The sequence below is a fragment of the Caballeronia arvi genome, from assembly GCF_001544695.2.
In the GTDB taxonomy this organism is placed as follows: domain Bacteria; phylum Pseudomonadota; class Gammaproteobacteria; order Burkholderiales; family Burkholderiaceae; genus Caballeronia; species Caballeronia arvi.
On sequence record NZ_FCOM02000007.1, the window covers coordinates 64,980 to 88,846 of the forward strand.

Below are 23,867 nucleotides of genomic sequence, written 5' to 3' on the forward strand. Positions count from 1 at the left end.
CGGTCTGTCTGACTGGGCTTTCTTGTTTCTGGATGCCGTTCAGGCGCATTCGATCAACGAATCGCTCCGCGCTTCTTGGCCCGCTTCTGGCCCGCTTCCTGCCAATCTTCTCTCTCGTGCGCGCACCCCAATCCCCCAACCCCGCGCCGCACAACGCATCGGAAAAACTAACCGTCTCGTACAACGCGGAACATCGCCCACTCGCAGTGCGCGCATGCATCACCGTGGCGCGCGCCGCTCCACAAAGGTGACAGGAACGCCTTGAACAACCGCGCATACGAAACCAGCCCCGCGCAATGCTCGCTATGGACACGCAAGCAGTCGCGCCTGCCGCCCGAATCGCGTCGCGTGCTGCTCGCGTTGTCGGAGCGCGTGCTCGGCGCATCGCTCGTGTCGCTCTTCGAACTCAAGGGTTTTCCGGCGCAGCTTGCAATCGATCCATCGTCGGTCAGACAGATCGTCCGGCAATGGCGGCCGCATGTGCTCTTCCTCGACACGCGCATCGGGGGCTGCGGCAACTATGCGCTCGCAAGCGCGCTTCGCGAAGCCGATGACGACGCGCATCGCCTCGTCATCGCGATGAGCGGCTTTCTGCCCGAAGAGCCGATCGCGCGTCTCAAGGAAGCGGGTTATGACGGACATTGTCGCCGTCCGTGCCCGGTGTGGCAGATGACCGATCTGCTCGACGAATACTTCGCGTGCCACGCGGTGCGTTGACCTCGCGACGAGCGGCCATCGCACGTGCATAGCTGCGCGGGCCGAACACGAGGTTGAGCGCGATCATCGCGATGAGGCTGGCGGCAAGCATCATCCACGACATCGAAAAGCCGCCGCTCACATCGCGCACGATGCCCGCGATGACCGGCGCCAGCGCCGCGATGACGAAGCCCACGCCCTGCACGAACGCGACGAGCCGCGCGGCGAGAGCGGGGTCATCGGCATGATCGAGCGTCAGCACGAGCGTGAGCGCGAACACGCCGCCCAGTCCGCCGCCGAGCAGCGCGACGACCACGAGCGGCGCCGACAGCGGCGCGCCGAGCAGCAGACCGAAGCCCGCCAGTTGCGCGACGAGACCGAGCGCAAGCCACGGACGCCGGTCCCGCCCGCGCCCGAAGCGCGCGGCCGCCATCGGCAGCAACAGCGCCGATGACGCCTGGAACACCGTGAGCATCGCGAGCAGCGTGCCGCTTTCGGTCACGCCGCGGCCGAGTTGCTGGTAATACGCGGGCATCCACGCGACGAGACTCGTATAGCCGCCGTTGACGAGCCCGAAGAAAATTCCGAGCGCCCACGCGCGGCGATTGAGAAAAAGCGATGGCGCGCTTGCGGCGCGACCCGTCGACGCGGCGCGCGGCAAGGCATCGGCGCGCATGAGAAGCAGCCACACCGCGAGCGCGATCATCGCGGGCAACGCCCAGAACGCAAGCCCCGCCTGCCACGACATGCGCGACGCGACCGAAGGCGTGATGCTCGCGCCCAGCCCGCCGCCCGCCATGATCGATGCGGAATAGAGGCCCATCGCGAAGGGCAGGCGACCGGAGAAGCGCGTCTTCATCACGCCTGGCAGCAGCGCCTGAATGACCGCGACGCCCGTGCCCGCGACCGCCGCGCTCGCAATCAGCGCCGCCGCGTTCCCGGCGAAGAAGCGTCCGGCGCAGGCCGCAGCGATCGCGACGAGCCCGAGCGCCACGCCGCGCGCATTGCCGATCGCGCGCGACAGGGCGCTGGCGCCGAACGCGCACACGCCCATCGCGACGACGGGCAGGCCGGTCAGCATCGACGCGCCGCGAAACGACAACCCTGTCGCGTTCAGGATCACGCCCATCAGCGGACTGATCGACGTCAGCAAGGGCCGCAGATTCAGCCCGATCGCGACGATCACCGCGAGCCAGGCGAGGTTCGATGCGCGCGGGTTCATCGCGTGAACTCCGGCGATATCGGCGTGCCGTTGGCCATCACGAAGCGGCGCGGCGGGCGCATTGCGACGGCCTGCGCGACCGTTTCCGCATCGACGAGCACGAGATCCGCGCGCATGCCAGGCGCGAAACCATAGTCCGCGAAGCCGCACGCTCGCGCCGCTTCGATCGACACGCAATCGAACGCGGCGGCGAGATCGTCGTCGCGGCGCAGGTCGTAGCGCATGGCGATAAGCATCGCGCGCTCGAGCATGTCGGGCGAGCCGAAGGGCGTCCACGCATCGCGGATGCCGTCGTTGCCGCCGAAGAGCGTGACGCCCGCCGCGCGCGTCTCCCGGAACGGCGGCACGGAAACCGAAGCCGGCGCGGTCGTGAGCAGCGCGACGTTCGCCCGCGCGATACGCTCGAGCAACGCGCCGCGCCGCGCATCGGGCAGCGCGCCGAGGCAGAACGCATGGCTCACGACGACGCGGCCCTGATAGCCATGCGCCTCCACGCGATCGAGCAGCAGATCGAACGTGAACGCGCCGAGATCGCCGGGCTCGTGCAAATGCATGTCGATGGGCTTGCCGTGCTTCGTCGCGAGCGCGAACGTGACGTCGAGCGACGCGGCCGGATCGCCGTCGATCGAAGAAGGATCGAGCGCGCCGAGCACGTCGGCGCCATTCGCCAGCGCCGCATCAAGCAGTTCGCGCGTGCCGGGGCGCTTCAGCACGCCCGATTGCGGAAACGCGACGAGCTGCATGTCGAGGACATCGGCGAGCGCGGCGCGCATATCGCAGACGCCTTCGAGATGACGCAGGCCCGCATCCGTGTCGATATCGACGTGCGTGCGCAAGCGCGTCGTGCCTTCGCGCAGAAAAGCGAGCGCGAGCGCGCGCGAGGCGGCCGCAGCGTCGTGACCGCTTTCGGCACGCCAGCGCCGCTCGTTCTCGATCCGATCGATGAGACGCGGGCCTACTGCATTGCGATACCACGGCATGCCCCACGTGGTTTTGTCGAGATGCGTATGGCCTTCGACGAAGCCGGGCAGGAGCAGCGCGCCAGCGCCGTCGATCACCGTGTCGCCGGGCGCGGGCTGGCGCTCGCCGTGCGGCGCGATCGCGTCGATGACGGCGCCGGTGACGCGCACATCCATCGGCGCACCGCCGAACGGTCGTGCGTTGACGATCCAGGTCGATGGTTTCATACGATGGAATCCTCCCGTGGTTTTCGTGCGTTTGGTTAACCATTCTAGCAGTGTTTGGTCAACCAAAAATACACCGAAGCTGATAGGCCGAATTCGCATCCGCGTGCGGGCACTCGCTACAATGCGGATCAACCCAGGCACGACAGGCATCATGGCATCACGCACGGACACATCATCGAACGAAATCACCGTTGACGAGCGCGTCTACGCCGCAATCACGTCCGCGCTATTGCACGGCAAACTCGCGCCCGGCGCGCAGCTCGTCGAGCGCGAGCTCGCCGCCGCGTTCGACTGCACGCGCGGCACGATCCGCAAGGTGTTGGCGCGGCTCGGCGCCGAGGGCAAGCTGACACTAGAGGCGAATCGCGGCGCGTTCGTGCCGTCGCCGACGCCCGAAGATATCCGCGAGGTCTATCGCGCGCGTCAGGTGGTGGAGGCGGGCATCGTTGCCGCGCTGTGCGGCACGCTGACGACGCAGGCGAAGCGCGCGCTGCGCGCCCACGTCAAGGCCGAGCAGCGCGCGGTGAAGGCGGGCAGCGTCGAAGAATGCGTGCGCCTCGCGGGGCATTTCCATCTGCTGCTCGCGGAACTGGCCGGCGCGCCGGAAGTGCATGCGTTTCTCGCGAAGCTGGTCGCGAAGACCGAGCTCTACAAGGCGCTTTTCGATCCGACTAAACTGTCGAACTGCGCATCGGACGAACATGGCCGCCTCGTCGATGCGCTCGAAGCAGGCGATCTCGCTACCGCGCTGACCGCGATGCGCACGCATCTGGACGAGTTGCAGGCGCGCGTGCTCGCGCAGGCGAGCGGGGCGCGCACGAACGATCTGGCGTCGCTGTTCGCGGGCGCTTGAACATCGGATGAAAAAAACGGGCCGCGGTATGAAAACCGCGGCCCGTTTCCGTTGCGACGCGAGCGATGCTTACTGCGAGAAGTCGAGCGCGTTGGTCAGATCGCCCATCTTCTGCGCGCCGTTGGCGGCGAGCGCGGCGTCACGCGACGTGAGACCCGGCAGCGACGGCAGGTTGAAGCGCTTCGTGATGAAGCGCAGGATCGACGTCGTGTCGTACTGCGTGTGATCGACGAAGCCCTTCTTCGCATACGGCGAGACGATGAGCGCCGGAATGCGCGTGCCCGGACCCCAGCGATCGCCCTTCGGCGGCGCGACGTGATCCCAGAAGCCGCCGTTCTCGTCGTACGTCACGACGACGACCATGTTCTTCCACTGCGGGCTCTTCTGCAGATGGGAAATCAGGTCGGCGATGTGCTGGTCGCCCTGCGCGACATCCGTATAACCGGCGTGCTCGTTCAGGTTGCCCTGCGGCTTGTAGAACGAGACTTGCGGCAGCGTGCCCGCGTCGATCGCCTTGATGAACTCCGAGCCGTTCGTGCCGCCGTCGAGCAGGTGCTGCGCGCGGTTGGCCGTGCCCGGCGCCAGATCGGCGAAGTAGTTGAACGGCTGATGGTGCGTCTGGAAGTCAGGCACCACGTTGACCGCGCCGTTGATGACCGAACGGTCCGCCAGCGCCGCGCCCCACGAGCCGCCGTACCATGCCCAGCTCACGCCGGCAGTGTTGAGCAGATCGCCGATGTGCTGCTGCGTCTGCGGCGGCAGCGTGGTCGCCTGGCTCGGGTCGGCGAGGTTCGGATCACCGCCCGTCGCCGGCTTGTTGCCGCTCGGCTGATACGGCGGCTGCATGGTGTTGACCGCGAAGAAGTCGGGCGTCAGGTTGCCCGAGTTCACGAAGAGGCCCTGCGTATTGCCGGTGAGCGCCGAACCCGCGGCCTTTGCGAGCTTGAGCGAGACGCCGTCCGCATTGACCGCCGAGACGGAGCTGGCCGCCGGGCTCTTGTCCGCGTTCGGGTAGACCGGCGTGCACGCGCAGATGAGCCACTGGTGGTTCAGGAACGAGCCGCCGAACGCGCCCATGAAGAAATTGTCCGCGAGCGTGTATTGCTGCGCGATCTTGTAGAGCGGCAACTTGTCCGGCGGCGTGTCGTAGTGACCCATCACGAGACCGCCCGAATCGCCCCATGCGGCGAACTTGTCGTTCTTGCCGCCGTCGATCTGCATCTGGTTCTCATAGAAGCGGTGATACAGATCGCGCGTCGTGACGTTGAGCTGCGTGTTGAAGCCGTTGGCGTCGTCGATCGCGAACGGCGTGTTCGGCAGGTTCGCCGTCATCGCTTCGGTGATCGCGGGCGTCACGCCGGTCGCCGTCAGACCGCCCCAGATTTTCGGCAGCGTGGCCAGCACGCTGCCGTCGCGGTCGAGCTGCTGCGAGCTGGCCGCGGTCACGTTCTGCAGACCGTTCGCGCCGGGGAAATGACCGTACAGGTTATCGAAGCTGCGGTTCTCGGCGTAGATCACGACGACGTTCTTTACAGAGGAGATGTCGTTGGTCTGATTGTCGTCGCCACCGCATGCGTAGAGGCCGAATGCGACGGTCGCCGCGAGCGGCACCGCGCAAACGAGTTTCTTGTTCATTGAGATTCTCTCTTGTGTTGGGGACCGGCGCATGACGCGGGCTGGGTCGTCGGGAAGCCTTTGCCCGCCGGCGTGCGCAGTGTCGCAACGCAAATTGACGCAGCCATGTAATAACGCTTTCGTTTGCGTAATGTTCGCTTAATAAATTACGCGTGACCGTTTGCGTCCTGAATGGCTCCGGGCTTGTCACATGAAAGACATACGCGCGACATACGCTTCGGCATCTTTCGATCCGATGCCCCACGTCCATGTCTTCGATGCGTCTGCCGTTCGTTCTCTGCACTCTCGCGCTCGCCGCGCTATCCGCTGCGATGAGCGGCTGCGATTCCCATGCGGCGAACACGAACACGAACGCGAGCGGGGCGGCGCAGCCGGCCGCGACGAACGCCGTCGCGAACGCGGCGCCGCAGGCTCAGACGCGCGCCGAAGTGTTTGCGCACGTGAAGCAGATGTCGTCGCTCGGGGAGAAACTCTTCTTCGATCCGTCGCTGTCGGGATCGGGCAAGCTCGCCTGTGCGTCGTGTCATAGTCCGAGCCACGCGTTCGGGCCGCCCAACGCGCTGTCCGTGCAGCTCGGCGGCAACGACATGCATCAGCCGGGATTTCGCGCGGTGCCGTCGCTCGAATATCTGCAGTCGGTGCCCGCGTTCACGCGGCATTTCCACGATTCCGACGACGAAGGCGATGAAAGCGTCGATGCCGGGCCGACCGGCGGCCTGACGTGGGATGGCCGCGTCGATCACGGCTCGGATCAGGCGCGCATTCCGCTCCTGTCGAGCTTCGAGATGGGCAGCACGCCGGCGAAGGTCGCGGCGTCGGTGAAGGCGTCACCGTATGCCGACGATTTTCGCAAGGCGTTCGGCGCCAACGTCTTCGACAGCGACGACAAGACCTTCGCCGCGGTGCTGCAATCGCTCGAAGCGTTCGAGCAGACGCCCGCGAAGTTCTATCCGTACACGAGCAAGTTCGACGCGTTCCTCGCCGGCCGCGCGAAGCTCAACGACGCCGAGATGCACGGCCTGCAACTCTTCAACGACGAGAACAAGGGCAACTGCGCGTCGTGCCACATCAGCCAGCGCGCAAAGGATGGCTCGCCGCCTCAGTTCAGTGATTTCGGCCTGATCGCGATCGGCGTGCCGCGCAACCGCGCGCTGCCGATCAACCGGAATCCGAAGTTTCACGACCTCGGCGCGTGCGGTCCCGAGCGCACGGACCTGAAAGGGCAGGACGAGTACTGCGGCACTTTCCGCACGCCGTCGCTGCGCAACGTCGCGACGCGCAAGACCTTCTTCCACAACGGCATCTATCACAAGCTGGACGACGTGGTGCGCTTCTACGTCGAACGCGACACGAATCCGGAGAAGTTCTATCCGGTGTCGAAGAAAGGCGTCGTCGATAAATTCGACGATCTGCCGAAGCAATACTGGTCGAACATCAACACCGAGCCGCCGTTCGATCGCAAGAAGGGCGACAAGCCCGCGCTCGACGAGGCCGAGATCAAGGATGTCGTCGCGTTCCTCAACACGCTGACGGACGGCTACGATCCGGCGAAGGACAAGGACTCGCAAAAGGGCATCGGCATCGGCCAGATGAAGTCCGCGTCCAACTAAGCCGGCCTCGCACAGGCGGGGCCAGATGCCCCGCGTCATGCTATCCTCGTTGAGGCCCGTTCACGCGGGCTGCCGTTGGTGCTTACGTTGCTGCTCTGGTTGCACGTGCAGGCGGCCATACTCATCCGCAACGAGGAGAACCCAATGCCAATCCACCGTCCGGCGCTCGCCCGCGCCTCCTTCCTGGCGATCGCCGCCGCCGCGCTCGCCGCCGTGAGCGCGCAGGCCGGGGCCGCCAATCTGGGCTTTCTGAACAACACGCCGATCACCTACATGAAGCAGCGCGACATGCAGGCGCTCAACGACGCCGCGCAGGTCGCGCTCAACACGAAGCAGGACGGCGAATCGCTCGACTGGAACAACAAGGGCGCCGGCAACACGGTCCCGATCAACGGCACCGTGACGCCGCAGAACACCTTCGAGGCGGACGGACTGAAGTGCCGCAAGATCACGCTCGTCGCGGAAGCGAAAGGGCAGACGCAGACCTGGACGCCCATCGCGTGCAAGCAGAGCGACGGCAAGTGGAAACTCAAGAAGCAGTGATGAACGGGAAACGCAATCGATGATCGGCCGCACCGTATCGTGCGGCGTGGTCATGCTGAACATGCAAGGCGACGTGCTGCTCTGCCACGCGACCGAGACCACGCACTGGGACGTGCCCAAGGGCGCTGCCGATCCCGGCGAGAGCCCGCGCGAGGCGGCATTGCGCGAACTCGTCGAGGAAACGGGCATCGTGCTCGATGGCGCGCGGCTCAAGGATCTCGGGCGCTTTGTCTATCGTCGCGACAAGGATCTGCATCTGTTCGCGGTACGTGTGAGCGAAGACGAAGTGCGGCTCGAGAATTGCGTGTGCGAATCGTATTTCCCGCGCTACAGCGACGGCACGATGATTCCCGAGATGGACGCGTACCGCTGGGTCAGCCCGGCCGAAGTCGACCAGTTCGCGAGCCGCAGCCTCGCGCGGCTTTTTCAGACGACGTTGTCACTCGCCGAACTGCACGAGACGCTCTGATCAGTCGACCGTGCGGTCGTTGGGGTGGGCGAAGAGCGCCTTCATCTCCGCCGACATCGGAAATTGCAGGTTCATGCCGTCCGGCGCGATCGGCCGCATGAACCATCTCTCGTAGAGCTTCGTGGCTTCGCCGGAGCGCTGCATGTTGGCGATCACGTCGTCGACGATGCGCTTGAACACCGGATCGCCCTTGCGCATCATGCAGCCATACGCCTCGTTCGCGAGCGATGCGCCCGTCACGGTGTATTCGCCGCGCGCGGCGCCTTCCTGCGCGATCTTGCCGTAGAGCAGCGGATCGTCCATCACGAACGCCACGGCGCGATCCGTCCTGAGCGCGGCAAACCCTTCCGCATGATCGCGCGCGCTGATGATACGCAGATTCAGCTTCTTGTCGATGTCCATCTGCCGCAACATGCGCTCGTCCGACGTGCCCGCCGTCGTCGAGACGGTCTTGTTGGCGAGATCGGCGTAATCGCGAATGCCCGACTTTTTCTTCACGGCCATGCGGATGCCGTACTGAAAGAAGCTGTTCGAGAACGCGACGAGCGGATCGCGGTCGGCCACATGCGCGGTCGAGCCGCATTCGAGATCGACCTGATTGTTCACCACGTAAGAGATGCGGTTCGCCGACGTGACCTGCACGTTCTTCACGGCGAGATTCGGCATGTTGAGACGCTTCTTGATCTCGTCGACGACTTTCAGCGCGATATCGTACGAATAGCCGACCGGCTGCTGCTTCACCGTGTACGAAAAAGGCACCGACGACTCGCGCGTGCCCAGCACGATCGCGCCGTTTTCGGCGATCTTGCGCAGTGTCGCAGAAGGCTGCATCTGATCGACGGCGGCCTGCGCGCGGGCGATCTCGGCGGCGGTGGCCGCGTGCGCGCCCACGGACGCGAACGCCCAGATCAATGCGAGAGCGGCGCTTCGTTGCGCCCGGGCGTGGTGCGGCGCGAAGGAGTGCGGCAGCTTCATGATGTCCTCGTGAGAAGCGGCTTGCGACGATTGCCGTTCAGATTGCCGTGAAGCGCAGGAGGCGCCGCGTGGCCGCGCGGCGCTTGGGCTTTTCGTCGATGTCAGGCCGGCTTGCCCCAGCTGTCGCGCAGGCTGACGATGCGGTTGAACACAGGCTTGCCCGGCTGCGAATCCACGCGGTCCGCGACGAAATAGCCGTGCCGCTCGAACTGGAAGCGGTCTTCTGCGTTCGCTTCGCGCGCGGAAGGTTCGAGATAAGCGTTCACGACGCGCTTTGAATCCGGATTCAGCGCATCGAGAAACTCCGCGCCGCCCGCGCCCGGCTGCGGTTCCTTGAAGAGACGATCGTAGAGACGCACTTCGGCCGCATAGGCGGTCGCCGCGCTGACCCAGTGGATCGTGCCCTTCACCTTGTAGCCGTTCGCGCCTTCGGTGCCCGATTTGCTGTCCGGAAAGTAGTTGCAGTGCACCGCGATCACGTTGCCGTTCTCGTCCTTGTCCGCGCCCGTGCATTCGACGACGAAGCCGTACTTCAGGCGCACCTTGTTGCCGGGGAAGAGACGGAAATAGCCTTTCGGCGGCGTCTCCTGGAAGTCCTCGCGCTCGATCCACGATTCGCGCGAAAACGGGAACGCGCGCACGCCGCGATCCGGATGATGCGGATGCACCGGCGCGCTGCATTCTTCGCGCTGTCCTTCCGGATAGTTGTCGATGATGAGCTTGAGCGGATCGAGCACGGCGATCGCGCGCGGCGCCTTTTCGTCGAGATCGTCGCGCAGTGCGCCTTCGAGAATGCTCATGTCGATCCACGAATCGACCTTCGTCACGCCGACGCGCTCGACCATCAAACGGATGGCTTCCGGCGTGAAGCCGCGCCGCCGCACGCCGACGATGGTCGGCATGCGCGGATCGTCCCAGCCGTCGACGTGATTTTCCTGCACGAGTTGCAACAGCTTGCGCTTGCTCGTGATCGCATACGTGAGGTTCAGGCGCGAGAACTCGATTTGCTGCGGGAGCGGGCGCTCGAATACGCCGTCGTCCGCGAGCTGCGCGAGGAACCAGTCGTAGAGCGGCCGATGATCCTCGAACTCCAGCGTGCAGAGCGAATGCGTGATGTTCTCGATCGCGTCCGACACGCAATGCGCGTAGTCGTACATCGGGTAGATGCACCACGTATCGCCGGTGCGGTAGTGATGCGCGAAGCGGATGCGATAGATCACCGGGTCGCGCATGTTGAAGTTCGGCGACGCCATGTCGATCTTCGCGCGCAGCACATGCTCGCCTTCCTTGAACTCGCCCGCTTTCATGCGGCGGAAGAGGTCGAGATTCTCGTCGGGCGTGCGATTGCGATACGGCGAGTCGATGCCCGCTTCGATGGCCGAGCCGCGCGTCGCGCGCATCTCTTCGGCGGTCTGACTGTCGACATACGCCTGGCCCTTCTTGATGAGCATCTCGGCGTATTCGTACAGCTTGTCGTAGTAGTCGCTCGCGAAGTACTGGTGTTCGGTGCCGTTCTTGTTCCATTCGAAGCCGAGCCACTTCACGGCGTCGATGATCGAATCGACGTATTCGACGCTTTCCTTCTCGGGATTCGTGTCGTCGAAGCGCAGATGGCAGACGCCGCCGTAATCCGCGGCGAGGCCGAAGTTCACGCAGATGCTCTTTGCATGGCCGATGTGCAGATAGCCGTTCGGCTCGGGCGGAAAGCGCGTCTCGACCCGCTGCGACCATTTGCCGGAGCGGTTGTCGTCTTCGATGATGTTGCGAATGAAATTGGATGGCGCCGGGGCGTCGTTGCGATCGGTGTTCATGCGGAAAAGGTGCCAACGGATGCGCTTGACGCGCGTGATGGGTTCGGGAAGCGTTCTTCGAAACCGGATAGGCCGGGAACGCGTACGAATGCCTTGAATATGAGGTCGATTCTACCTTACGCAACCGCTCTGGACAGGGCGTGGCGGCGGCGCTCCGTTTCGCCGCGCGATTCGCACGCGCGCGCGGTTTCGTGAGTTCCGTTACATGGTTTACCGCGCGAGACGCGGATCGTAACCGCCGTAACGGGACGTAAATCGCGTTGAAAGGCGCATGCGCGCAATTTTATGATCGGCTCGCCTGTCCGGATCGGGCCGTATCCATTGCCTCGTCCGGCTCGAAAAGCACCACACATCACAACGAGAACAAGGAAGCCATCATGAAGAAGATCGCCATCACGACGCTCAAATTCGCCGCCGCGGCCGCACTCGTGTCGAGCCTCGCCGCCTGCGCGAACGTCTCGCGCCAGCAGGCGCACGCCGGCGTCGGCGCGGCTGCCGGCGGCGCGCTCGGTTATCTCGTCACCGGCGGGCCGATCGGCACCGTCGCGGGCGCGGCGGCGGGCGGGCTGATCGGCGCGGGCGTTCGCTAAGGTCTCAGACGACCTTGGTCTCACGCAGACGCGCGATCTTCGCTTCGTCGTAGCCGAGCACGTCGGCGAGCACGCTCGACGTGTGCTCGCCGAGCAGCGGCGGATGCGAACGTGCCTCGGGCGGCGTCGCGCTCATCTTGATCGGGCTCGCGACGAGCTTCACCGTCCCGGCCGTGGGATGCGGCAAGTCGATCTGCATCTTGCGCGCGAGCACTTGCGGATCTTCGAACACTGCGCCGAGATCGTTGATCGGACCGCACGGCACGCCCGCGGCTTCGAGTTCCGCGATCCATTCGTGCTTGCCCTTCAGCCGCACCATGTCCGCGAGAATCGGCACGAGGATGTCGCGGTTGCGCACGCGCGACGGGTTCGCCGCGAAGCGCGGATCGTCGGCCAGTTCCGGGCGTCCGCCGACTTCGACGAATTTGCGGAACTGCCCGTCATTGCCCACCGCGACGATGATCCAGCCATCGCTCGTCTGGAAGGTCTGATACGGCACGATGTTCGCATGCGCATTGCCCCAGCGCACCGGCGGCTTGCCGCTCGCGAGGTAATTCGTGTTCATGTTGGCGAGCATCGCGACCTGCACGTCGAGTAGCGCCATGTCGATATATTGCCCTTCGCCCGTGCGGTCGCGATGCGCGAGCGCGGTGAGCACGCCGATCGTCGCGTACATGCCGGTCATCAGGTCCGCGATCGCCACGCCCGCTTTCTGCGGACCGCCGCCCGGCTGGCCGTCGCGCTCGCCGGTGATGCTCATGAACCCGCCGATGCCCTGTACGATGAAGTCATAACCCGCGCGCGACGCATACGGCCCGGTCTGCCCGAAACCGGTGACCGAGCAGTAGACGATATCCGGCTTCACCGCCTTCAGCGATTCGTAGTCGAGCCCGTACTTCTTCAGTTGCCCGGCCTTGTAGTTTTCGAGGACGACATCGCTTTGCGCGGCGAGCTCGCGCACGATCTGCTGGCCTTCCGGCGTGGCGATATCGACCGTCACCGAGCGCTTGTTGCGGTTCGCCGCGAGATAGTAAGCCGCCTCGTGCGTGTCTTCGCCTTGCGGCGTTTTCAGGTAGGGCGGCCCCCAGTGGCGCGTGTCGTCGCCGGTTTCGGGCCGCTCGATCTTGATGACGTCCGCGCCGAAATCGGCGAGGGTCTGCGCGCACATCGGTCCCGCCAGCACGCGGGTCAGGTCCAGCACGCGGATATGGCTCAAGGCTCCCATTCGATCTGTCTCGCTTTCGTTGTGTCTCTCGATTCGCGACTGTCGCACAGAACCGCCGCGCGCGCGATAGCGGGCGCCTTGGCCAGCGTGCTTGTCGGACGGTCGGATGCGGCGAATCCCGTATAATCGACCATTACCCTTGTTCCGCCGGCAGCGCTCGAAAAGAGCCGCCCGCGGGCGCCATCAAAGAACCGCAGACACGCCCCGTACGCTATGAAAGCCGCCGAAATACGCGAGAAATTCCTGAAGTTTTTCGAATCGAAGGGCCATACGATCGTGCGTTCGTCGAGCCTCGTGCCCGGCAACGACCCGACGCTGCTCTTCACCAACTCGGGCATGGTCCAGTTCAAGGACGTGTTCCTGGGCAGCGAATCGCGTCCGTACTCGCGCGCGACCACCGCGCAGCGCAGCGTGCGCGCGGGCGGCAAGCACAACGATCTGGAGAACGTCGGCTATACCGCGCGGCATCACACGTTCTTCGAGATGCTCGGCAACTTCTCGTTCGGCGATTACTTCAAGCGCGACGCGATCCACTATTGCTGGGAACTGCTGACCAAGGTCTACAGCCTGCCCGCCGAAAAGCTCACCGTCACGGTGTACAAGGAAGACGACGAAGCCTTCGACATCTGGGCGAAGGAAATCGGCGTGCCGGTCGAGCGCATCATCCGCATCGGCGACAACAAGGGCGCGCGCTACGCATCGGACAACTTCTGGCAGATGGCCGACACCGGCCCGTGCGGCCCGTGCTCGGAAGTGTTCTACGACCACGGCCCGGAAATCTGGGGCGGCCCGCCGGGATCGCCTGAAGAAGACGGCGACCGCTTCATCGAGATCTGGAATCTCGTGTTCATGCAGTTCAACCGCGACGCGCAAGGCAACATGACGCCGCTGCCCAAGCAGTGCGTCGACACGGGCATGGGTCTCGAACGCCTCGCCGCCGTGCTGCAGCACGTGCACAGCAACTACGAGATCGATCTCTTCCAGACGCTCATCAAGGCCGCCGCGCGCGAAACGAACACACCGGATCTGGAAAACAACTCGCTGAAAGTCATCGCGGACCACATTCGCGCGTGCTCGTTCCTGATCGTCGATGGCGTCATTCCCGGCAACGAAGGCCGTGGCTATGTGCTGCGCCGTATCGTGCGCCGCGCGATCCGTCACGGCTACAAGCTCGGCAAGAAGGGCGCGTTCTTCAACAAGCTCGTGGCCGATCTCGTCGCGGAAATGGGCGCGGCGTATCCCGAACTCGCGGACGCGCAGCAGCGCGTGACCGACGTTCTGCGCCAGGAAGAAGAACGTTTCTTCGAGACCATCGAGCACGGCATGTCGATTCTCGAAGGCGAGCTCGCCGATCTCGACAAGAAGGGCGTGAAGCAACTTGACGGCGAACTCGCGTTCAAGCTGCACGACACGTACGGCTTTCCGCTCGACCTGACGGCGGACGTGTGCCGCGAGCGCGGCGTGACCGTCGACGAACCCGCATTCGACGACGCGATGGCGCGTCAGCGCGATCAAGCGCGCGCGGCGGGCAAGTTCAAGATTGCGGCGGGGCTCGAATACTCGGGCGCGAAGTCCACGTTCCACGGCTACGAGAAGGAAATTTTCGACGACGCGAAGATTCTCGCGCTGTATGTCGAAGGCGCTTCGGTTCAGCAAGTGCAGGCGGGCCAGCAAGCCGTCGTCGTGCTCGATCACACGCCGTTCTATGCCGAGTCCGGCGGTCAGGTCGGCGATCAGGGCGTGCTCGCGAATGCGAGCGTGCGCTTCGCCGTCGCGGATACGCTGAAGGTGCAGGCGGACGTCGTTGGTCATCACGGCACGGTCGAGCAGGGCACGCTCAAGGTCGGCGATGTCGTGAAGGCGGAAATCGACGGCATCCGCCGCGCCCGCACCGCGCGCAACCACTCGGCGACGCACCTGATGCACAAGGCGCTGCGCGAAGTGCTCGGCGGCCACGTGCAGCAGAAAGGCTCGCTCGTCGATGCCGACAAGACCCGCTTCGACTTCGCCCACCACGCGCCGATGACGGACGACGATATCCGCCGCGTCGAGCAGATCGTGAACAACGAGATCATCGCGAATGCGCCGGGCGTCGTGCGCGTGATGGCGTACGACGATGCCGTGAAGGGCGGCGCGATGGCGCTCTTCGGCGAGAAATACGGCGACACTGTGCGCGTGCTCGATCTCGGCTTCTCGCGCGAACTCTGCGGCGGCACGCACGTGCAGCGCACCGGCGACATCGGCTTCTTCAAGATCGTGATGGAAGGCGGCGTCGCGGCGGGCATTCGCCGTGTCGAGGCCATCACCGGCGACAACGCTGTGCGCTACGTGCAGGAACTGGATCAGCGCATCAGCGCGGCGGCGGGTGTGCTGAAAGCGCAGCCCGCGGAACTCACGCAGCGCATCACGCAAGTGCAGGATCACGTGAAGTCGCTGGAGAAGGAACTCGCGACGCTCAAGTCGAAGCTCGCATCGAGCCAGGGCGATGAGCTCGTGTCGCAAGCCGTCGATGTATCCGGCGTACACGTGCTCGCCGCGACGCTCGAAGGCGCGGACGTGAAGACGCTGCGCGAGACCGTCGACAAGCTGAAGGACAAGCTCAAGAGCGCGGCGATCGTGCTTGCATCGGTGGAAGGCGGCAAGGTCAGCCTGATCGCGGGCGTGACGCCGGATGCGTCGAAGAAGGTGAAGGCGGGCGAGCTCGTCAACTTCGTCGCGCAGCAGGTGGGCGGCAAGGGCGGCGGCCGTCCCGACATGGCGCAGGCGGGCGGCACGGAGCCGGCGAATCTGCCGGCCGCGCTCGCGGGTGTTCAAGGCTGGGTGCAGCAGCAGCTTTAAGCGCTTCTCTCGTTGCACTGGAAACGGCTCGATCTGTGGTGGATCGGGCCGTTTTTCTTTACACGCTGTCAGGTATGGCGCGTGCGTCGCTCCACGTGACGTTCAATCGACACAAGGGAGACGACTTATGAATCGCAAACTCGCATCGATCATTCTGGCTTCGGCGATGCTCGTCGCCACCGGCGCGGCGCAGGCGGAGGGCTGTATGAAGGGCGCGGCCGTCGGCGGTGTGGCGGGGCATGTCGCGGGCAAGCACGGCACCGCGGGTGCGGTCGGCGGCTGCGCGATCGGCCATCACGAGGCGGCAAAGAAGGACAAGAAGGCGCAGGAAGCGCAGCAGGCCAACGCCGCGAGCGCGCCGAACACCAAGTAGCCAATGCGGCGAGCGGAAAATAAACGCGCCAGGCCGATGACACGTGTCACTGCGCACGCCAGTAAATTGCGCCGCCCTCTTCGAGCGGAACGGTTTTCGTGAGATTGGTGTGATTGAACTTGAGCGGCGTGGTGACGGTGTCGTAACGCAGCGTGAACTGCCGTGCGTCGAGTGTGTTGAGGAGGCTTTGCAGGTTGACGGACGCGGGCGGATAGCCGCGCAAGATATAGAACTGCATGGCGTAGACCTGTGCCCAGGCCCAATTGTCGTGCCATTGGAAATCGCGTTCCGACCAGGCCGAGATATGGGCTTCGGACTTAATGTTGTCGACCGTGTTTTGCATCATCGATTCTGGCAGCACGACGATGGTGTATGCCGAGCGATAGGTCAGGAAGTTCAGCAGATCGAGCCCGGCCGACTTCGGCAAATGCTCGATGCAGTCGCCTATGATCGTCAGATCGAACATCTCATCGATCATGCGCTCGGGAATGCTTGTGGCCGACATCAGATGCATTGGCGCATAAATGTCTCTCAACGCGAACTGTTCGATGTAGCGCGGTTCGACTTCTACGCCTTCGATGATTGCCTCGGGCAAGATGCTCCTGATCATGCGCCCATATTTACCTGCGCCGCAGCCGATATCGAGAATGCGTGACGGCTTGAGCGCTTCCATCGCGGCGAGGGTGACCTGATCAAAGGAGTCTGCAGAAATGGGCATGATGTGTCCGTGTGCTTGGATTGAAGACTCGCAGCAATACTAATCGTTAAAAACTGCCGTCGAGTCATATCAACGATTTTTCACTCACCGTGCGGGGGCCGGCCACGGCGCAGCGCGCAACGCGATCCGGATAGAATGCACTGTTGTGGCCGCGCGAACACATCCGCATCGCACATCGTTTGCAACGACCGAATCTCGTCCAGCCCATGACCGCGCCTATGAATTCCTTTCAACACTTCGCCTCCGACAACTACGCGGGCATCTGCCCCGAAGCGCTCCAGGCGCTGATCCAGGCCAACACGAGCGGCCACGAGCCCGCCTACGGCGACGATTCGTGGACAGCCCAGGTCTGCGACCGCATCCGCGATCTCTTCCAGACCGACTGCGAAGTCTTCTTCGTGTTCAACGGCACGGCGGCGAATTCGCTCGCGCTCGCCTCGTTGTGCCAGTCGTATCACTCGGTCATTTGCCACGAGCTCGCGCATATCGAAACCGATGAATGCGGCGGCCCCGAGTTCTTCTCCGGCGGCTCGAAGCTGCTCACGGCGAAGGGCGAGAACGGCAAGCTCACGCCCGATGCGATCGAGGAACTCGTCACGAAGCGCGCGGACATCCACTATCCGAAGCCGAAGGTCGTCGCGCTCACGCAGGCGACGGAAATCGGCACCGTCTATACGGTCGAGGAGATTCGCGCGATCGCGGCGATTGCCAAACGCCGGCATCTGAAGGTGCATATGGACGGCGCGCGGTTCGCGAATGCGGTCGCGACGCTCGGCGTGCATCCGTCGGAGATCACGTGGCGCGCGGGCGTCGATGTGCTGTGCTTCGGCGGCACGAAGAACGGCCTGCCGGTCGGCGAGGCGGTCGTGTTCTTCGACAAGGCGCTCGCCGCCGATTTCGCGTATCGGCTCAAGCAGGCGGGACAGCTCGCGTCGAAAATGCGCTTCATCTCCGCGCCGTGGCTGGGTCTTCTCGATGACGACGTCTGGCTGCGCAACGCCCGCCACGCCAACGCGATGGCGCAACTGATGGCCGAGCGCCTCGTCGATATTCCCGGCGTCAGTCTGCTCTTCAAGCCCGAATCGAACGCCGTGTTCGCGGAATTGCCGGCACAGGTCGCATCGAAGCTGCGCGCGAAGGGCTGGCGTTTCTATCAGTTCATCGGCTCGGGCGGCTGCCGCCTGATGTGCGCGTGGGACACGAACCGCGAGACGGTCGAGCGCTTCGCCGATGACGTGCGGGCGTTGTCCGCGTCGATCTAACCCGGATTGACACGCGCGCCACGCCGCTCCAACATGCCCGCACACCCGTTACCGCACTTCACCCTGACGCTCTGACTGATGACCAAGCCGACGCCGACCACGCGCGCGGACTACGCGCATTTTCTGTCGATCAGCACGCGCTGGTCGGATAACGACGTCTACGGGCACATCAACAACGTCGTCTATTACAGCTATTTCGATACCGTCGTGAACGAGTATCTGCTGCGCGCGGGCGTGCTCGATTTCAGCGAGGGCGAGACCATCGGTCTCGTCGTCGAGACGCGCTGCAATTTCTTCGCGCCCGTCGTGTTTCCGGAACCGGTCGAGGCGGGCTTGCGTGTCGAGACGCTCGGCAACACGAGCGTGCGTTACGAAGTGGGCATCTTCACGCAAGCCTCCGACGAAGCCGCCGCGCAAGGGCATTTCGTGCACGTCTATGTGGATCGCGTGACGCGCAGGCCCGTGCCGCTTCCTGCGCCGCTCGTCGCCGCGCTGAAGCCGCTCGTCAACTGAGGGGCTGATCTTGCTGCAGTGGTTCAGCGTGAGCCTGCTCAACGGCGTGAGCGTGGGACTGCTGCTCTTCATGCTGTCCGCCGGCCTCACGCTGATTTTCTCGATGCTCGGCGTCCTCAACTTCGCGCACGCGAGCTTCTACATGCTCGGCGCGTATGTCGGGCAGACGCTCGCCGCGTATGGCGGATTCGGGTTCGCGCTGATCGTCGCGCCGATCGTCGTCGGCGTGGCGGGCGCGCTGTTCGAGCGGCTGCTGTTGCGACGCGTCCATGCGCGCGGCGCGCTCGCGGAGATGCTGCTGACGTTCGGCGCGTCCATCGTGATCGGCGAGGGCGTCAAGCTCGTGTGGGGACTCGGTCCTTTGCCCGCGACGATTCCGCGTGTACTCGACGGACCGCTCTTCACGCTCTTCGGCGCGTCGTTCGCGCGCTATCGCGTGTTCATGATGGCGATCGCCATTCTGATGCTCGGCGCGCTCTGGCTCGTGTTGCGCACTTCGAAGACGGGCCTCGTCGTGCGCGCGGCGCTCACGCATCCGGCGACGGTCGAAACGCTCGGCCACGATGTTCCGCGTGTATTCACGATGGTCTTCGCCGTGGGCACCGCGCTCGCCGCGCTCGGCGGCGTCATCGGCGCGCCGCTCGCCGTCATCGAGCCCGCGATGGCCGATGCGATGGGCCCGATTGTGTTCGTCGTCGTCGTGATCGGCGGACTGGGTTCGCTTTCCGGCGCGCTCGCGGCGTCGCTGCTGGTCGGCTGCGTGCAGACTTTTGCGGTGGGCGCGAGCGCATCGGCGGGGAGCATCGCGGCATTTTTCGGCGTGACGCTGCCGGATGCGTGGGCCGCATTGACGGTCGCGCAACTCGCGCCGGTGCTGCCGTATCTGCTGCTCGTCGCGATGCTGGCGGCACGCCCGCGCGGACTCTTCGGCGAGCGCACGCGCGATGCTTAAGTTCGTCCTGCTCGTCGTTGCGCTGGCGCTGCCTCCCTTCATCTTCGATCAATCGTGGCTGCTCGCGTATCTCGCGCAGACCGCGACGTTGATCGTCTTCGCGCTTTCGTACAACCTCTTACTCGGCGAGACGGGCCTGCTTTCGTTCGGGCACGCGGTGTATTCGGGCCTCGGCGCATTCGCCGCCGCGCAGGCGTTCAACCGCTTCGGCGTGCCGTTGCCGCTTTTGCCGGTGATCGGCGGATTGGCGGCGATGCTCGTTGCCATCGTTTTTGGCGCGATCTCGACGCAGCGCGCGGGCACGCCGTTCGCGATGATCACGCTCGGCATCGGCGAGCTCGTCGCGGCGTGCGTGTGGCTCGTGCCGGGCTGGTTCGGCGGCGAGGGCGGCGTGACGATCGATCGCGCGAGCGGGCCGTCGTTCCTTGCGTGGACGTTCGGACCGTTGCGCGAGGCGTATGCGCTGATCGCGTGCTGGTGCCTTATTTCCGCGCTCGCGATGTTCGCGTTCTCGCGCACGCCGATGTGCCGTCTCGCCAACGCCGTGCGCGACAACCCCGCGCGCGCGGCGGCGATCGGCTTCGCGCCGGCGCGCGTGCGTTTCGCGATGCTCGTCGTGTCGGCGTTCTTCGCGGGCATCGCGGGCGTGCTGGCGTTGATCAACGTCGAACTGGTGTCGGCGGAAAGCGTCGGCCTCGCGCGGTCGACGAGCGCGCTCGTCGCGACGGTGATCGGCGGCGCGGGCACGTTCTTCGGGCCGGTTGTCGGCGCGGTGCTGCTCACGTTTTTCAGCGTCGCGGTGGCGAGCGTCAGCGCCGCGTGGCCGATGTATCTCGGCCTCTTCTTCATGTGGGTGGTCGTCGCGGCGCCGGAGGGTTTCGCCGGGCTTTTCAGGCGCAATGCGCGTGTCATGTGCTTCGGCATATCGAGCGCGATGTGTTGGGCCGTCGCATCAGTGATCGTCGTTGAGACGCTTTACGCGCATCGGCAGGATTCGATGTGGCTCATCGCGTTGCCGTGCGCCGTGCTCGGCTTCTGGCTCGCCCGACGCACGAGGCCCGCGCGATGATCGGCGCGCTCGATGTGCATGGCATCGTCAAACGCTTCGGCGCGACGCGCGTGCTGCGCGGCGTCGATTTGCACGTGGCGACGGGCGAGCGGCACGCGCTGATCGGGCCGAACGGCGCGGGCAAATCCACGCTCTTCGATCTGATCTCGGGGCGCGCGCGGCCGGACGATGGGCGCATCGTCGCGAACGGAATCGATATTACTAATAGATCGCCACAGCGCGTCTCGCGGTCGCTCGCGCGCAGCTTCCAGACGACGAGCGTGTTCGGCGCGATGTCCGTGCTCGACAACCTGCGTTGCGCGGCGCTCGGCGCGGCGTCTGCGCGATTCATCGATAAATGGCTGCCATCGAGAAATATCGATGAACGCGCGCACGCGATGCTCGATGCGATCGGACTTGCCGCCCGTGCCGATGAACGCGCGGCGCGACTCACGTATGCGGAGCAGCGCGCCCTCGATCTCGGCATCGCGCTCGCGACCGATGCACCCATCATCCTGCTCGATGAACCCACCGCCGGCATGAATCGCGCGGAAGCGACGCGCGCGCTCGCCCTGATTCGCGCGACGACGCAAGGGCGCACCTTGCTCGTGATCGAGCACGACATGGACGCGGTGTTCGGTCTCGCGGATCGCATCTCGGTGCTCGTGCAAGGGCGCGTGATCGCCACCGATACGCCCGCCGCGATACGCGCGAATCGTGACGTACGGGACGCGTATCTCGGCGGGGTGGCGCTATGAACGGGCAATTGCGTATCGAGGATTTGCGCGCGTGGTATGGCGCGGCGCAAGTGCTGCACGGCGTGAATCTGATCATCGATGAAGGCGAGGCGGTTGCGCTCGTCGGCCGCAACGGGTCGGGGCGCTCGACGCTCGCGAAGGCCATCATGGGCCTCGTGCGCTGCGAAGGTGAGATGCGTTATCGCGATGTGCGGCTCGTCGGCTTGCGGCCGTATCGGATTGCGCGGCTGGGCATCGGCTATGTGCCTGAGACGCGCGATGTGTTTCCCGCGCTGACGGTGCGTGAAAACCTCGTGCTTGGCGAGAGAAAAGGCACGCGCTTCACGCAGGATGAAGCGTATCGATTGTTTCCGGTGCTGGAGGAGCGTGCATCGGTGAAGGCGGGCGCGTTATCGGGCGGTGAACAGCAGATGCTCGCGCTCGCGCGCACGCTGGCGGGCGATCCGTCGCTCGTGGTCATCGATGAACCCGGCGAAGGGCTCGCGCCGCAAGTGCTCGCACAGGTGGCCGCGTGCCTGAAGACGCTGCGCGAACGCGGTGTCGCGATGCTGCTCATCGAAGAACGGATGACGATCGCGCGCATGCTGGATGCGCGCGTCGCCGTGATGGGGCATGGGGCGATTCGGTTCGATGGGCCATACGCTTCGCTTGCTCGAAACGAGCAGGTCACGCGCGAATGGCTCTCAGTGGGCTAACCTGACGCCTTGCTATCCCGCTCGACGATCCATTCATGCTTCGGATCGTTCTTGAAGTGCCACGTGCGCTTCTCGCCTGCCATCACGTTCAGATAATAGTTGTCGTATCCATAAGGCACGACGACCGGATGATATCCGCGCGGCACCATCACGACATCGTGATCTTCGACGGCCATGGTTTCATCGATATCGCGCTCGTCGGTATAGACGCGCTGAAACGCGAAGCCTTGCGGCGGATTCAATCGATGGTAGTACGTTTCCTCCAGCGCACTTTCGACGGGCACATTGTCCTGATCGTGCTTGTGCGGCGGATAGCTCGATGCGTGTCCGCCCGGCGTGCGCACTTCAACCACGAGCAGCGACTCGGCTGCTTCGGTCTGCGGAAGGATGTCGCACACATAGCGCGTATTCGCGTTCCTGCCCCGCGTCGAGCGCTTCATCTGCGCAGGCTCGATGAGACGCGGCGGGAATTCGCCCTTGGCCGGCGCGCTCGCCACGGCGATTTCCGCATCGCGTTCCGCGCGCACGATCGCGGCGAGCTTCGGCGGCACGTAGACCGCGTAGGGCGCGGCATCTTCGAACACGCTGTCGCGCGAGCCGATCGATTGCCAGTGCTCATCGCCGGCTTCCACGCTGACTGTACCCGTCAGCACGACGATGCAGCTTTCGCGATCCGTGTCGTACACATGCACGACGTCGTCCGCACTCATGCGATACGCCGCGAAGCCGACATGCTTCCAGCCCGCGGAATCGGGTGTGACGCGCGCGATGGTCTGCTCTTCGCGCGATGCTTTCACTAGCAGGCTCATGCTGCCTCCTTGTATGTTTTGTCGACGAGCGCGCGCAGGGTGCGATAGCCCTTGTCGGCATAGGCGTAGCTCGGCGCGATCACCGGGTCCTGTTCCGCTTCCACGACGAGCCAGCCCTCGTAACCGTGCTTCGCGAGACACGCGATGATGCCCGGGTAGTCGACGGCGCCATCGCCGGGCACGGTGAACGCGCCGTTGATGACTGCATCGAGAAAACTCCAGTTTCGATTGCGCGCGAGCTTCACGATCTCCGGGCGCACGTCCTTGCAGTGCACGTGACACACGCGCGCGATGTGCTTCTGCAGCACGGTCGTTGCATCGCCGCCCGCGAACGTGATGTGGCCCGCGTCGAACAGCAGGCCCACGGCATCGTTCGTGAGAGACATCAGACGATCGACGTCGGCGGGCGTTTCGACATACGCGCCCATGTGATGATGATAGGCCACGCGCACGCCGCGCGAGAGCGTAAATTCCGCGAAGCGGTTCAGGCGCTCGGCGTAGGTCGTCCATTGCGCTTCGGAGAAGAAGCGTGGGCGTTGGTAGAGTGGGCGTGCTGCGCCCTGAATCGAGTTTGCTACTTCGCCGTAGACCATTACTTTTGCGCCGTTCTTTTTCAGAAGCTCCAGATGCGGGGCGACTGCTTCGATTTCATCCTCTGCGCTGCGTTCTGCCAGTCGGCCTGAATACCAGCCCGATACGAGGGCGAGGTCGTATTCCTTGAGAAGCGTCTTCAGTGCCTCTGGCTCGCGGGGGAACTTGTTGCCGAGCTCGAAGCCTTCATAGCCGATTTGCTTTCCTTCGGTTAGGGCAGTAGACAGGGCTGTCTCCCCGCCGAGGGAAGGCAGGTCGTCGTTCATCCACGACAGGGGGTTGATGCCTATGCGGACTTTTAATGGCATTGTGAAGGTCCTTTTTTGCGTTTCTTTCCGTGAAATCCTGTATTCGCGTCGGTCTATTAGCTTCGCCCCTATGCGGGGCGGCAGTCACTTTCTTTGCTGCTGCAAAGAAAGTAACCAAAGAAACAGCTATCCCCAGCCTAAGCACTTCATGCCGGCCGCGGCACAGGCGATTGACCTAATGGCCCC

General features: G+C 64.5%; 23 protein-coding genes. 14 read left to right on the top strand and 9 right to left on the bottom strand.

The window, feature by feature from the left end; all coding sequences use genetic code 11:
• The first annotated feature begins 261 nt into the window (after nucleotides 1–261).
• The gene (locus tag AWB74_RS10715; RefSeq protein WP_061146761.1) at nucleotides 262–717 is read left to right on the top strand and encodes a response regulator; all 456 of its coding nucleotides are present in this window, start codon (nucleotides 262–264) and stop codon (nucleotides 715–717) included.
• Here the strand turns inward: AWB74_RS10715 and AWB74_RS10720 are convergent.
• Complete coding sequence (locus tag AWB74_RS10720) at nucleotides 617–1,918, bottom strand: cyanate transporter (protein ID WP_061146762.1); 1,302 nt, start codon at nucleotides 1,916–1,918, stop codon at nucleotides 617–619. The two genes, AWB74_RS10715 and AWB74_RS10720, sit on opposite strands and share 101 nt — an antisense overlap.
• The gene (locus AWB74_RS10725) at nucleotides 1,915–3,105 is read right to left on the bottom strand and encodes an amidohydrolase family protein (RefSeq protein WP_061146763.1); all 1,191 of its coding nucleotides are present in this window, start codon (nucleotides 3,103–3,105) and stop codon (nucleotides 1,915–1,917) included. The genes AWB74_RS10720 and AWB74_RS10725 overlap by 4 nt, the downstream gene beginning before the upstream one ends.
• A 151-nt stretch (nucleotides 3,106–3,256) precedes the next feature.
• Here AWB74_RS10725 and AWB74_RS10730 point away from each other — a divergent pair, with 151 nt between their 5' ends.
• Nucleotides 3,257–3,958, top strand: coding sequence for a GntR family transcriptional regulator (locus AWB74_RS10730; protein ID WP_061146901.1), 702 nt, complete (start codon nucleotides 3,257–3,259; stop codon nucleotides 3,956–3,958).
• Between the two features lie 69 nt (nucleotides 3,959–4,027).
• Here the strand turns inward: AWB74_RS10730 and AWB74_RS10735 are convergent, their stop codons facing one another.
• Nucleotides 4,028–5,593, bottom strand: coding sequence for an acid phosphatase (locus tag AWB74_RS10735; RefSeq protein WP_061146764.1), 1,566 nt, complete (start codon nucleotides 5,591–5,593; stop codon nucleotides 4,028–4,030).
• Between the two features lie 248 nt (nucleotides 5,594–5,841).
• Between AWB74_RS10735 and AWB74_RS10740 the strand changes: the two genes are divergently transcribed.
• The 3 genes from AWB74_RS10740 (at nucleotide 5,842) to AWB74_RS10750 (ending at nucleotide 8,215) form a co-directional block, all read left to right on the top strand.
• Complete coding sequence (locus AWB74_RS10740) at nucleotides 5,842–7,203, top strand: cytochrome-c peroxidase (RefSeq protein WP_061146765.1); 1,362 nt, start codon at nucleotides 5,842–5,844, stop codon at nucleotides 7,201–7,203.
• Between the two features lie 144 nt (nucleotides 7,204–7,347).
• Nucleotides 7,348–7,746, top strand: coding sequence for an RT0821/Lpp0805 family surface protein (locus AWB74_RS10745; protein ID WP_061146902.1), 399 nt, complete (start codon nucleotides 7,348–7,350; stop codon nucleotides 7,744–7,746).
• A 19-nt stretch (nucleotides 7,747–7,765) separates the two neighbouring features.
• Nucleotides 7,766–8,215: an NUDIX hydrolase gene (locus tag AWB74_RS10750; protein ID WP_061146766.1), complete on the top strand. Its 450-nt coding sequence runs from the start codon at nucleotides 7,766–7,768 to the stop codon at nucleotides 8,213–8,215.
• On the opposite strand, the gene AWB74_RS10755 is transcribed toward AWB74_RS10750, so the two are convergent.
• A complete protein-coding gene (locus tag AWB74_RS10755) occupies nucleotides 8,216–9,190 on the bottom strand; it encodes a transporter substrate-binding domain-containing protein (RefSeq protein WP_061146767.1) in 975 nt (324 codons plus the stop codon).
• 101 nt (nucleotides 9,191–9,291) lie between these two features.
• Complete coding sequence (locus AWB74_RS10760) at nucleotides 9,292–11,001, bottom strand: glutamine--tRNA ligase/YqeY domain fusion protein (RefSeq protein WP_061146768.1); 1,710 nt, start codon at nucleotides 10,999–11,001, stop codon at nucleotides 9,292–9,294.
• Between the two features lie 377 nt (nucleotides 11,002–11,378).
• On the opposite strand from AWB74_RS10760, the gene AWB74_RS10765 reads away from it, so the two are divergent.
• A complete protein-coding gene (locus AWB74_RS10765) occupies nucleotides 11,379–11,591 on the top strand; it encodes a hypothetical protein (RefSeq protein WP_041730537.1) in 213 nt (70 codons plus the stop codon).
• 4 nt (nucleotides 11,592–11,595) lie between these two features.
• Here AWB74_RS10765 and AWB74_RS10770 read toward each other — a convergent pair whose 3' ends face one another.
• Nucleotides 11,596–12,816, bottom strand: coding sequence for a CaiB/BaiF CoA transferase family protein (locus tag AWB74_RS10770; protein WP_061146769.1), 1,221 nt, complete (start codon nucleotides 12,814–12,816; stop codon nucleotides 11,596–11,598).
• Nucleotides 12,817–13,029: 213 nt separating this feature from the next.
• On the opposite strand from AWB74_RS10770, the gene alaS reads away from it, so the two are divergent.
• Both alaS and AWB74_RS10780 read left to right on the top strand, forming a co-directional pair.
• Nucleotides 13,030–15,654, top strand: coding sequence for an alanine--tRNA ligase (alaS, locus tag AWB74_RS10775; RefSeq protein ID WP_061146770.1), 2,625 nt, complete (start codon nucleotides 13,030–13,032; stop codon nucleotides 15,652–15,654).
• A gap of 127 nt (nucleotides 15,655–15,781) precedes the next feature.
• Nucleotides 15,782–16,027: a hypothetical protein gene (locus AWB74_RS10780; protein WP_061146771.1), complete on the top strand. Its 246-nt coding sequence runs from the start codon at nucleotides 15,782–15,784 to the stop codon at nucleotides 16,025–16,027.
• Between the two features lie 46 nt (nucleotides 16,028–16,073).
• Here the strand turns inward: AWB74_RS10780 and AWB74_RS10785 are convergent, their stop codons facing one another.
• A complete protein-coding gene (locus AWB74_RS10785; protein ID WP_143749194.1) occupies nucleotides 16,074–16,745 on the bottom strand; it encodes a class I SAM-dependent methyltransferase in 672 nt (223 codons plus the stop codon).
• Nucleotides 16,746–16,963: 218 nt separating this feature from the next.
• Here AWB74_RS10785 and AWB74_RS10790 point away from each other — a divergent pair, with 218 nt between their 5' ends.
• The 6 genes from AWB74_RS10790 (at nucleotide 16,964) to AWB74_RS10815 (ending at nucleotide 21,973) form a co-directional block, all read left to right on the top strand.
• Complete coding sequence (locus AWB74_RS10790) at nucleotides 16,964–18,007, top strand: threonine aldolase family protein (protein WP_061146903.1); 1,044 nt, start codon at nucleotides 16,964–16,966, stop codon at nucleotides 18,005–18,007.
• 78 nt (nucleotides 18,008–18,085) lie between these two features.
• Nucleotides 18,086–18,520 (top strand): acyl-CoA thioesterase, encoded by a 435-nt coding sequence (locus AWB74_RS10795; protein WP_061146773.1) that lies wholly within the window; start codon nucleotides 18,086–18,088, stop codon nucleotides 18,518–18,520.
• 13 nt (nucleotides 18,521–18,533) lie between these two features.
• Nucleotides 18,534–19,472: a branched-chain amino acid ABC transporter permease gene (locus AWB74_RS10800; RefSeq protein WP_061146904.1), complete on the top strand. Its 939-nt coding sequence runs from the start codon at nucleotides 18,534–18,536 to the stop codon at nucleotides 19,470–19,472.
• Entirely contained in the window at nucleotides 19,465–20,541 is a 1,077-nt protein-coding gene (locus AWB74_RS10805) for a branched-chain amino acid ABC transporter permease (RefSeq protein ID WP_061146774.1), read from the top strand. The genes AWB74_RS10800 and AWB74_RS10805 overlap by 8 nt, the downstream gene beginning before the upstream one ends.
• Nucleotides 20,538–21,278, top strand: a complete 741-nt coding sequence (locus tag AWB74_RS10810) for an ABC transporter ATP-binding protein (RefSeq protein ID WP_061146775.1) — start codon at nucleotides 20,538–20,540, stop codon at nucleotides 21,276–21,278. Before AWB74_RS10805 ends, AWB74_RS10810 begins: the two co-directional genes overlap by 4 nt.
• On the top strand, nucleotides 21,275–21,973 hold the full coding sequence (locus AWB74_RS10815; protein WP_061146776.1) for an ABC transporter ATP-binding protein: 699 nt from the start codon (nucleotides 21,275–21,277) through the stop codon (nucleotides 21,971–21,973). The genes AWB74_RS10810 and AWB74_RS10815 overlap by 4 nt, the downstream gene beginning before the upstream one ends.
• Here the strand turns inward: AWB74_RS10815 and iolB are convergent.
• Together iolB and iolE are read right to left on the bottom strand one after the other, a co-directional pair.
• Nucleotides 21,970–22,782, bottom strand: a complete 813-nt coding sequence (gene iolB / locus AWB74_RS10820) for a 5-deoxy-glucuronate isomerase (protein WP_061146777.1) — start codon at nucleotides 22,780–22,782, stop codon at nucleotides 21,970–21,972. The two genes, AWB74_RS10815 and iolB, sit on opposite strands and share 4 nt — an antisense overlap.
• Nucleotides 22,779–23,681 carry a myo-inosose-2 dehydratase gene (gene iolE / locus AWB74_RS10825; protein WP_061146778.1) on the bottom strand — a complete coding sequence of 301 codons (903 nt, stop codon included), beginning with the start codon at nucleotides 23,679–23,681 and terminating at the stop codon, nucleotides 22,779–22,781. Before iolE ends, iolB begins: the two co-directional genes overlap by 4 nt.
• Between the last annotated feature and the right edge of the window lie 186 nt (nucleotides 23,682–23,867).

Bases quoted from the DNA above. Each gene is read 5' to 3' on its own strand.
- AWB74_RS10780 (WP_061146771.1), top strand. From the start codon at position 15,782: ATGAATCGCAAACTCGCATCGATCATTCTGGCTTCGGCGATGCTCGTC.
- AWB74_RS10790 (WP_061146903.1), top strand. From the start codon at position 16,964: ATGAATTCCTTTCAACACTTCGCCTCCGACAACTACGCGGGCATCTGC.
- AWB74_RS10745 (WP_061146902.1), top strand. From the start codon at position 7,348: ATGCCAATCCACCGTCCGGCGCTCGCCCGCGCCTCCTTCCTGGCGATC.
- AWB74_RS10750 (WP_061146766.1), top strand. From the start codon at position 7,766: ATGATCGGCCGCACCGTATCGTGCGGCGTGGTCATGCTGAACATGCAA.
- alaS (WP_061146770.1), top strand. From the start codon at position 13,030: ATGAAAGCCGCCGAAATACGCGAGAAATTCCTGAAGTTTTTCGAATCG.
- AWB74_RS10730 (WP_061146901.1), top strand. From the start codon at position 3,257: ATGGCATCACGCACGGACACATCATCGAACGAAATCACCGTTGACGAG.
- AWB74_RS10735 (WP_061146764.1), bottom strand. From the start codon at position 5,593: ATGAACAAGAAACTCGTTTGCGCGGTGCCGCTCGCGGCGACCGTCGCA.
- AWB74_RS10805 (WP_061146774.1), top strand. From the start codon at position 19,465: ATGCTTAAGTTCGTCCTGCTCGTCGTTGCGCTGGCGCTGCCTCCCTTC.
- AWB74_RS10785 (WP_143749194.1), bottom strand. From the start codon at position 16,745: ATGCCCATTTCTGCAGACTCCTTTGATCAGGTCACCCTCGCCGCGATG.
- AWB74_RS10740 (WP_061146765.1), top strand. From the start codon at position 5,842: ATGTCTTCGATGCGTCTGCCGTTCGTTCTCTGCACTCTCGCGCTCGCC.
- AWB74_RS10810 (WP_061146775.1), top strand. From the start codon at position 20,538: ATGATCGGCGCGCTCGATGTGCATGGCATCGTCAAACGCTTCGGCGCG.
- AWB74_RS10815 (WP_061146776.1), top strand. From the start codon at position 21,275: ATGAACGGGCAATTGCGTATCGAGGATTTGCGCGCGTGGTATGGCGCG.
- AWB74_RS10795 (WP_061146773.1), top strand. From the start codon at position 18,086: ATGACCAAGCCGACGCCGACCACGCGCGCGGACTACGCGCATTTTCTG.
- AWB74_RS10720 (WP_061146762.1), bottom strand. From the start codon at position 1,918: ATGAACCCGCGCGCATCGAACCTCGCCTGGCTCGCGGTGATCGTCGCG.
- iolB (WP_061146777.1), bottom strand. From the start codon at position 22,782: ATGAGCCTGCTAGTGAAAGCATCGCGCGAAGAGCAGACCATCGCGCGC.
- AWB74_RS10755 (WP_061146767.1), bottom strand. From the start codon at position 9,190: ATGAAGCTGCCGCACTCCTTCGCGCCGCACCACGCCCGGGCGCAACGA.
- iolE (WP_061146778.1), bottom strand. From the start codon at position 23,681: ATGCCATTAAAAGTCCGCATAGGCATCAACCCCCTGTCGTGGATGAAC.
- AWB74_RS10760 (WP_061146768.1), bottom strand. From the start codon at position 11,001: ATGAACACCGATCGCAACGACGCCCCGGCGCCATCCAATTTCATTCGC.
- AWB74_RS10770 (WP_061146769.1), bottom strand. From the start codon at position 12,816: ATGGGAGCCTTGAGCCATATCCGCGTGCTGGACCTGACCCGCGTGCTG.
- AWB74_RS10765 (WP_041730537.1), top strand. From the start codon at position 11,379: ATGAAGAAGATCGCCATCACGACGCTCAAATTCGCCGCCGCGGCCGCA.
- AWB74_RS10725 (WP_061146763.1), bottom strand. From the start codon at position 3,105: ATGAAACCATCGACCTGGATCGTCAACGCACGACCGTTCGGCGGTGCG.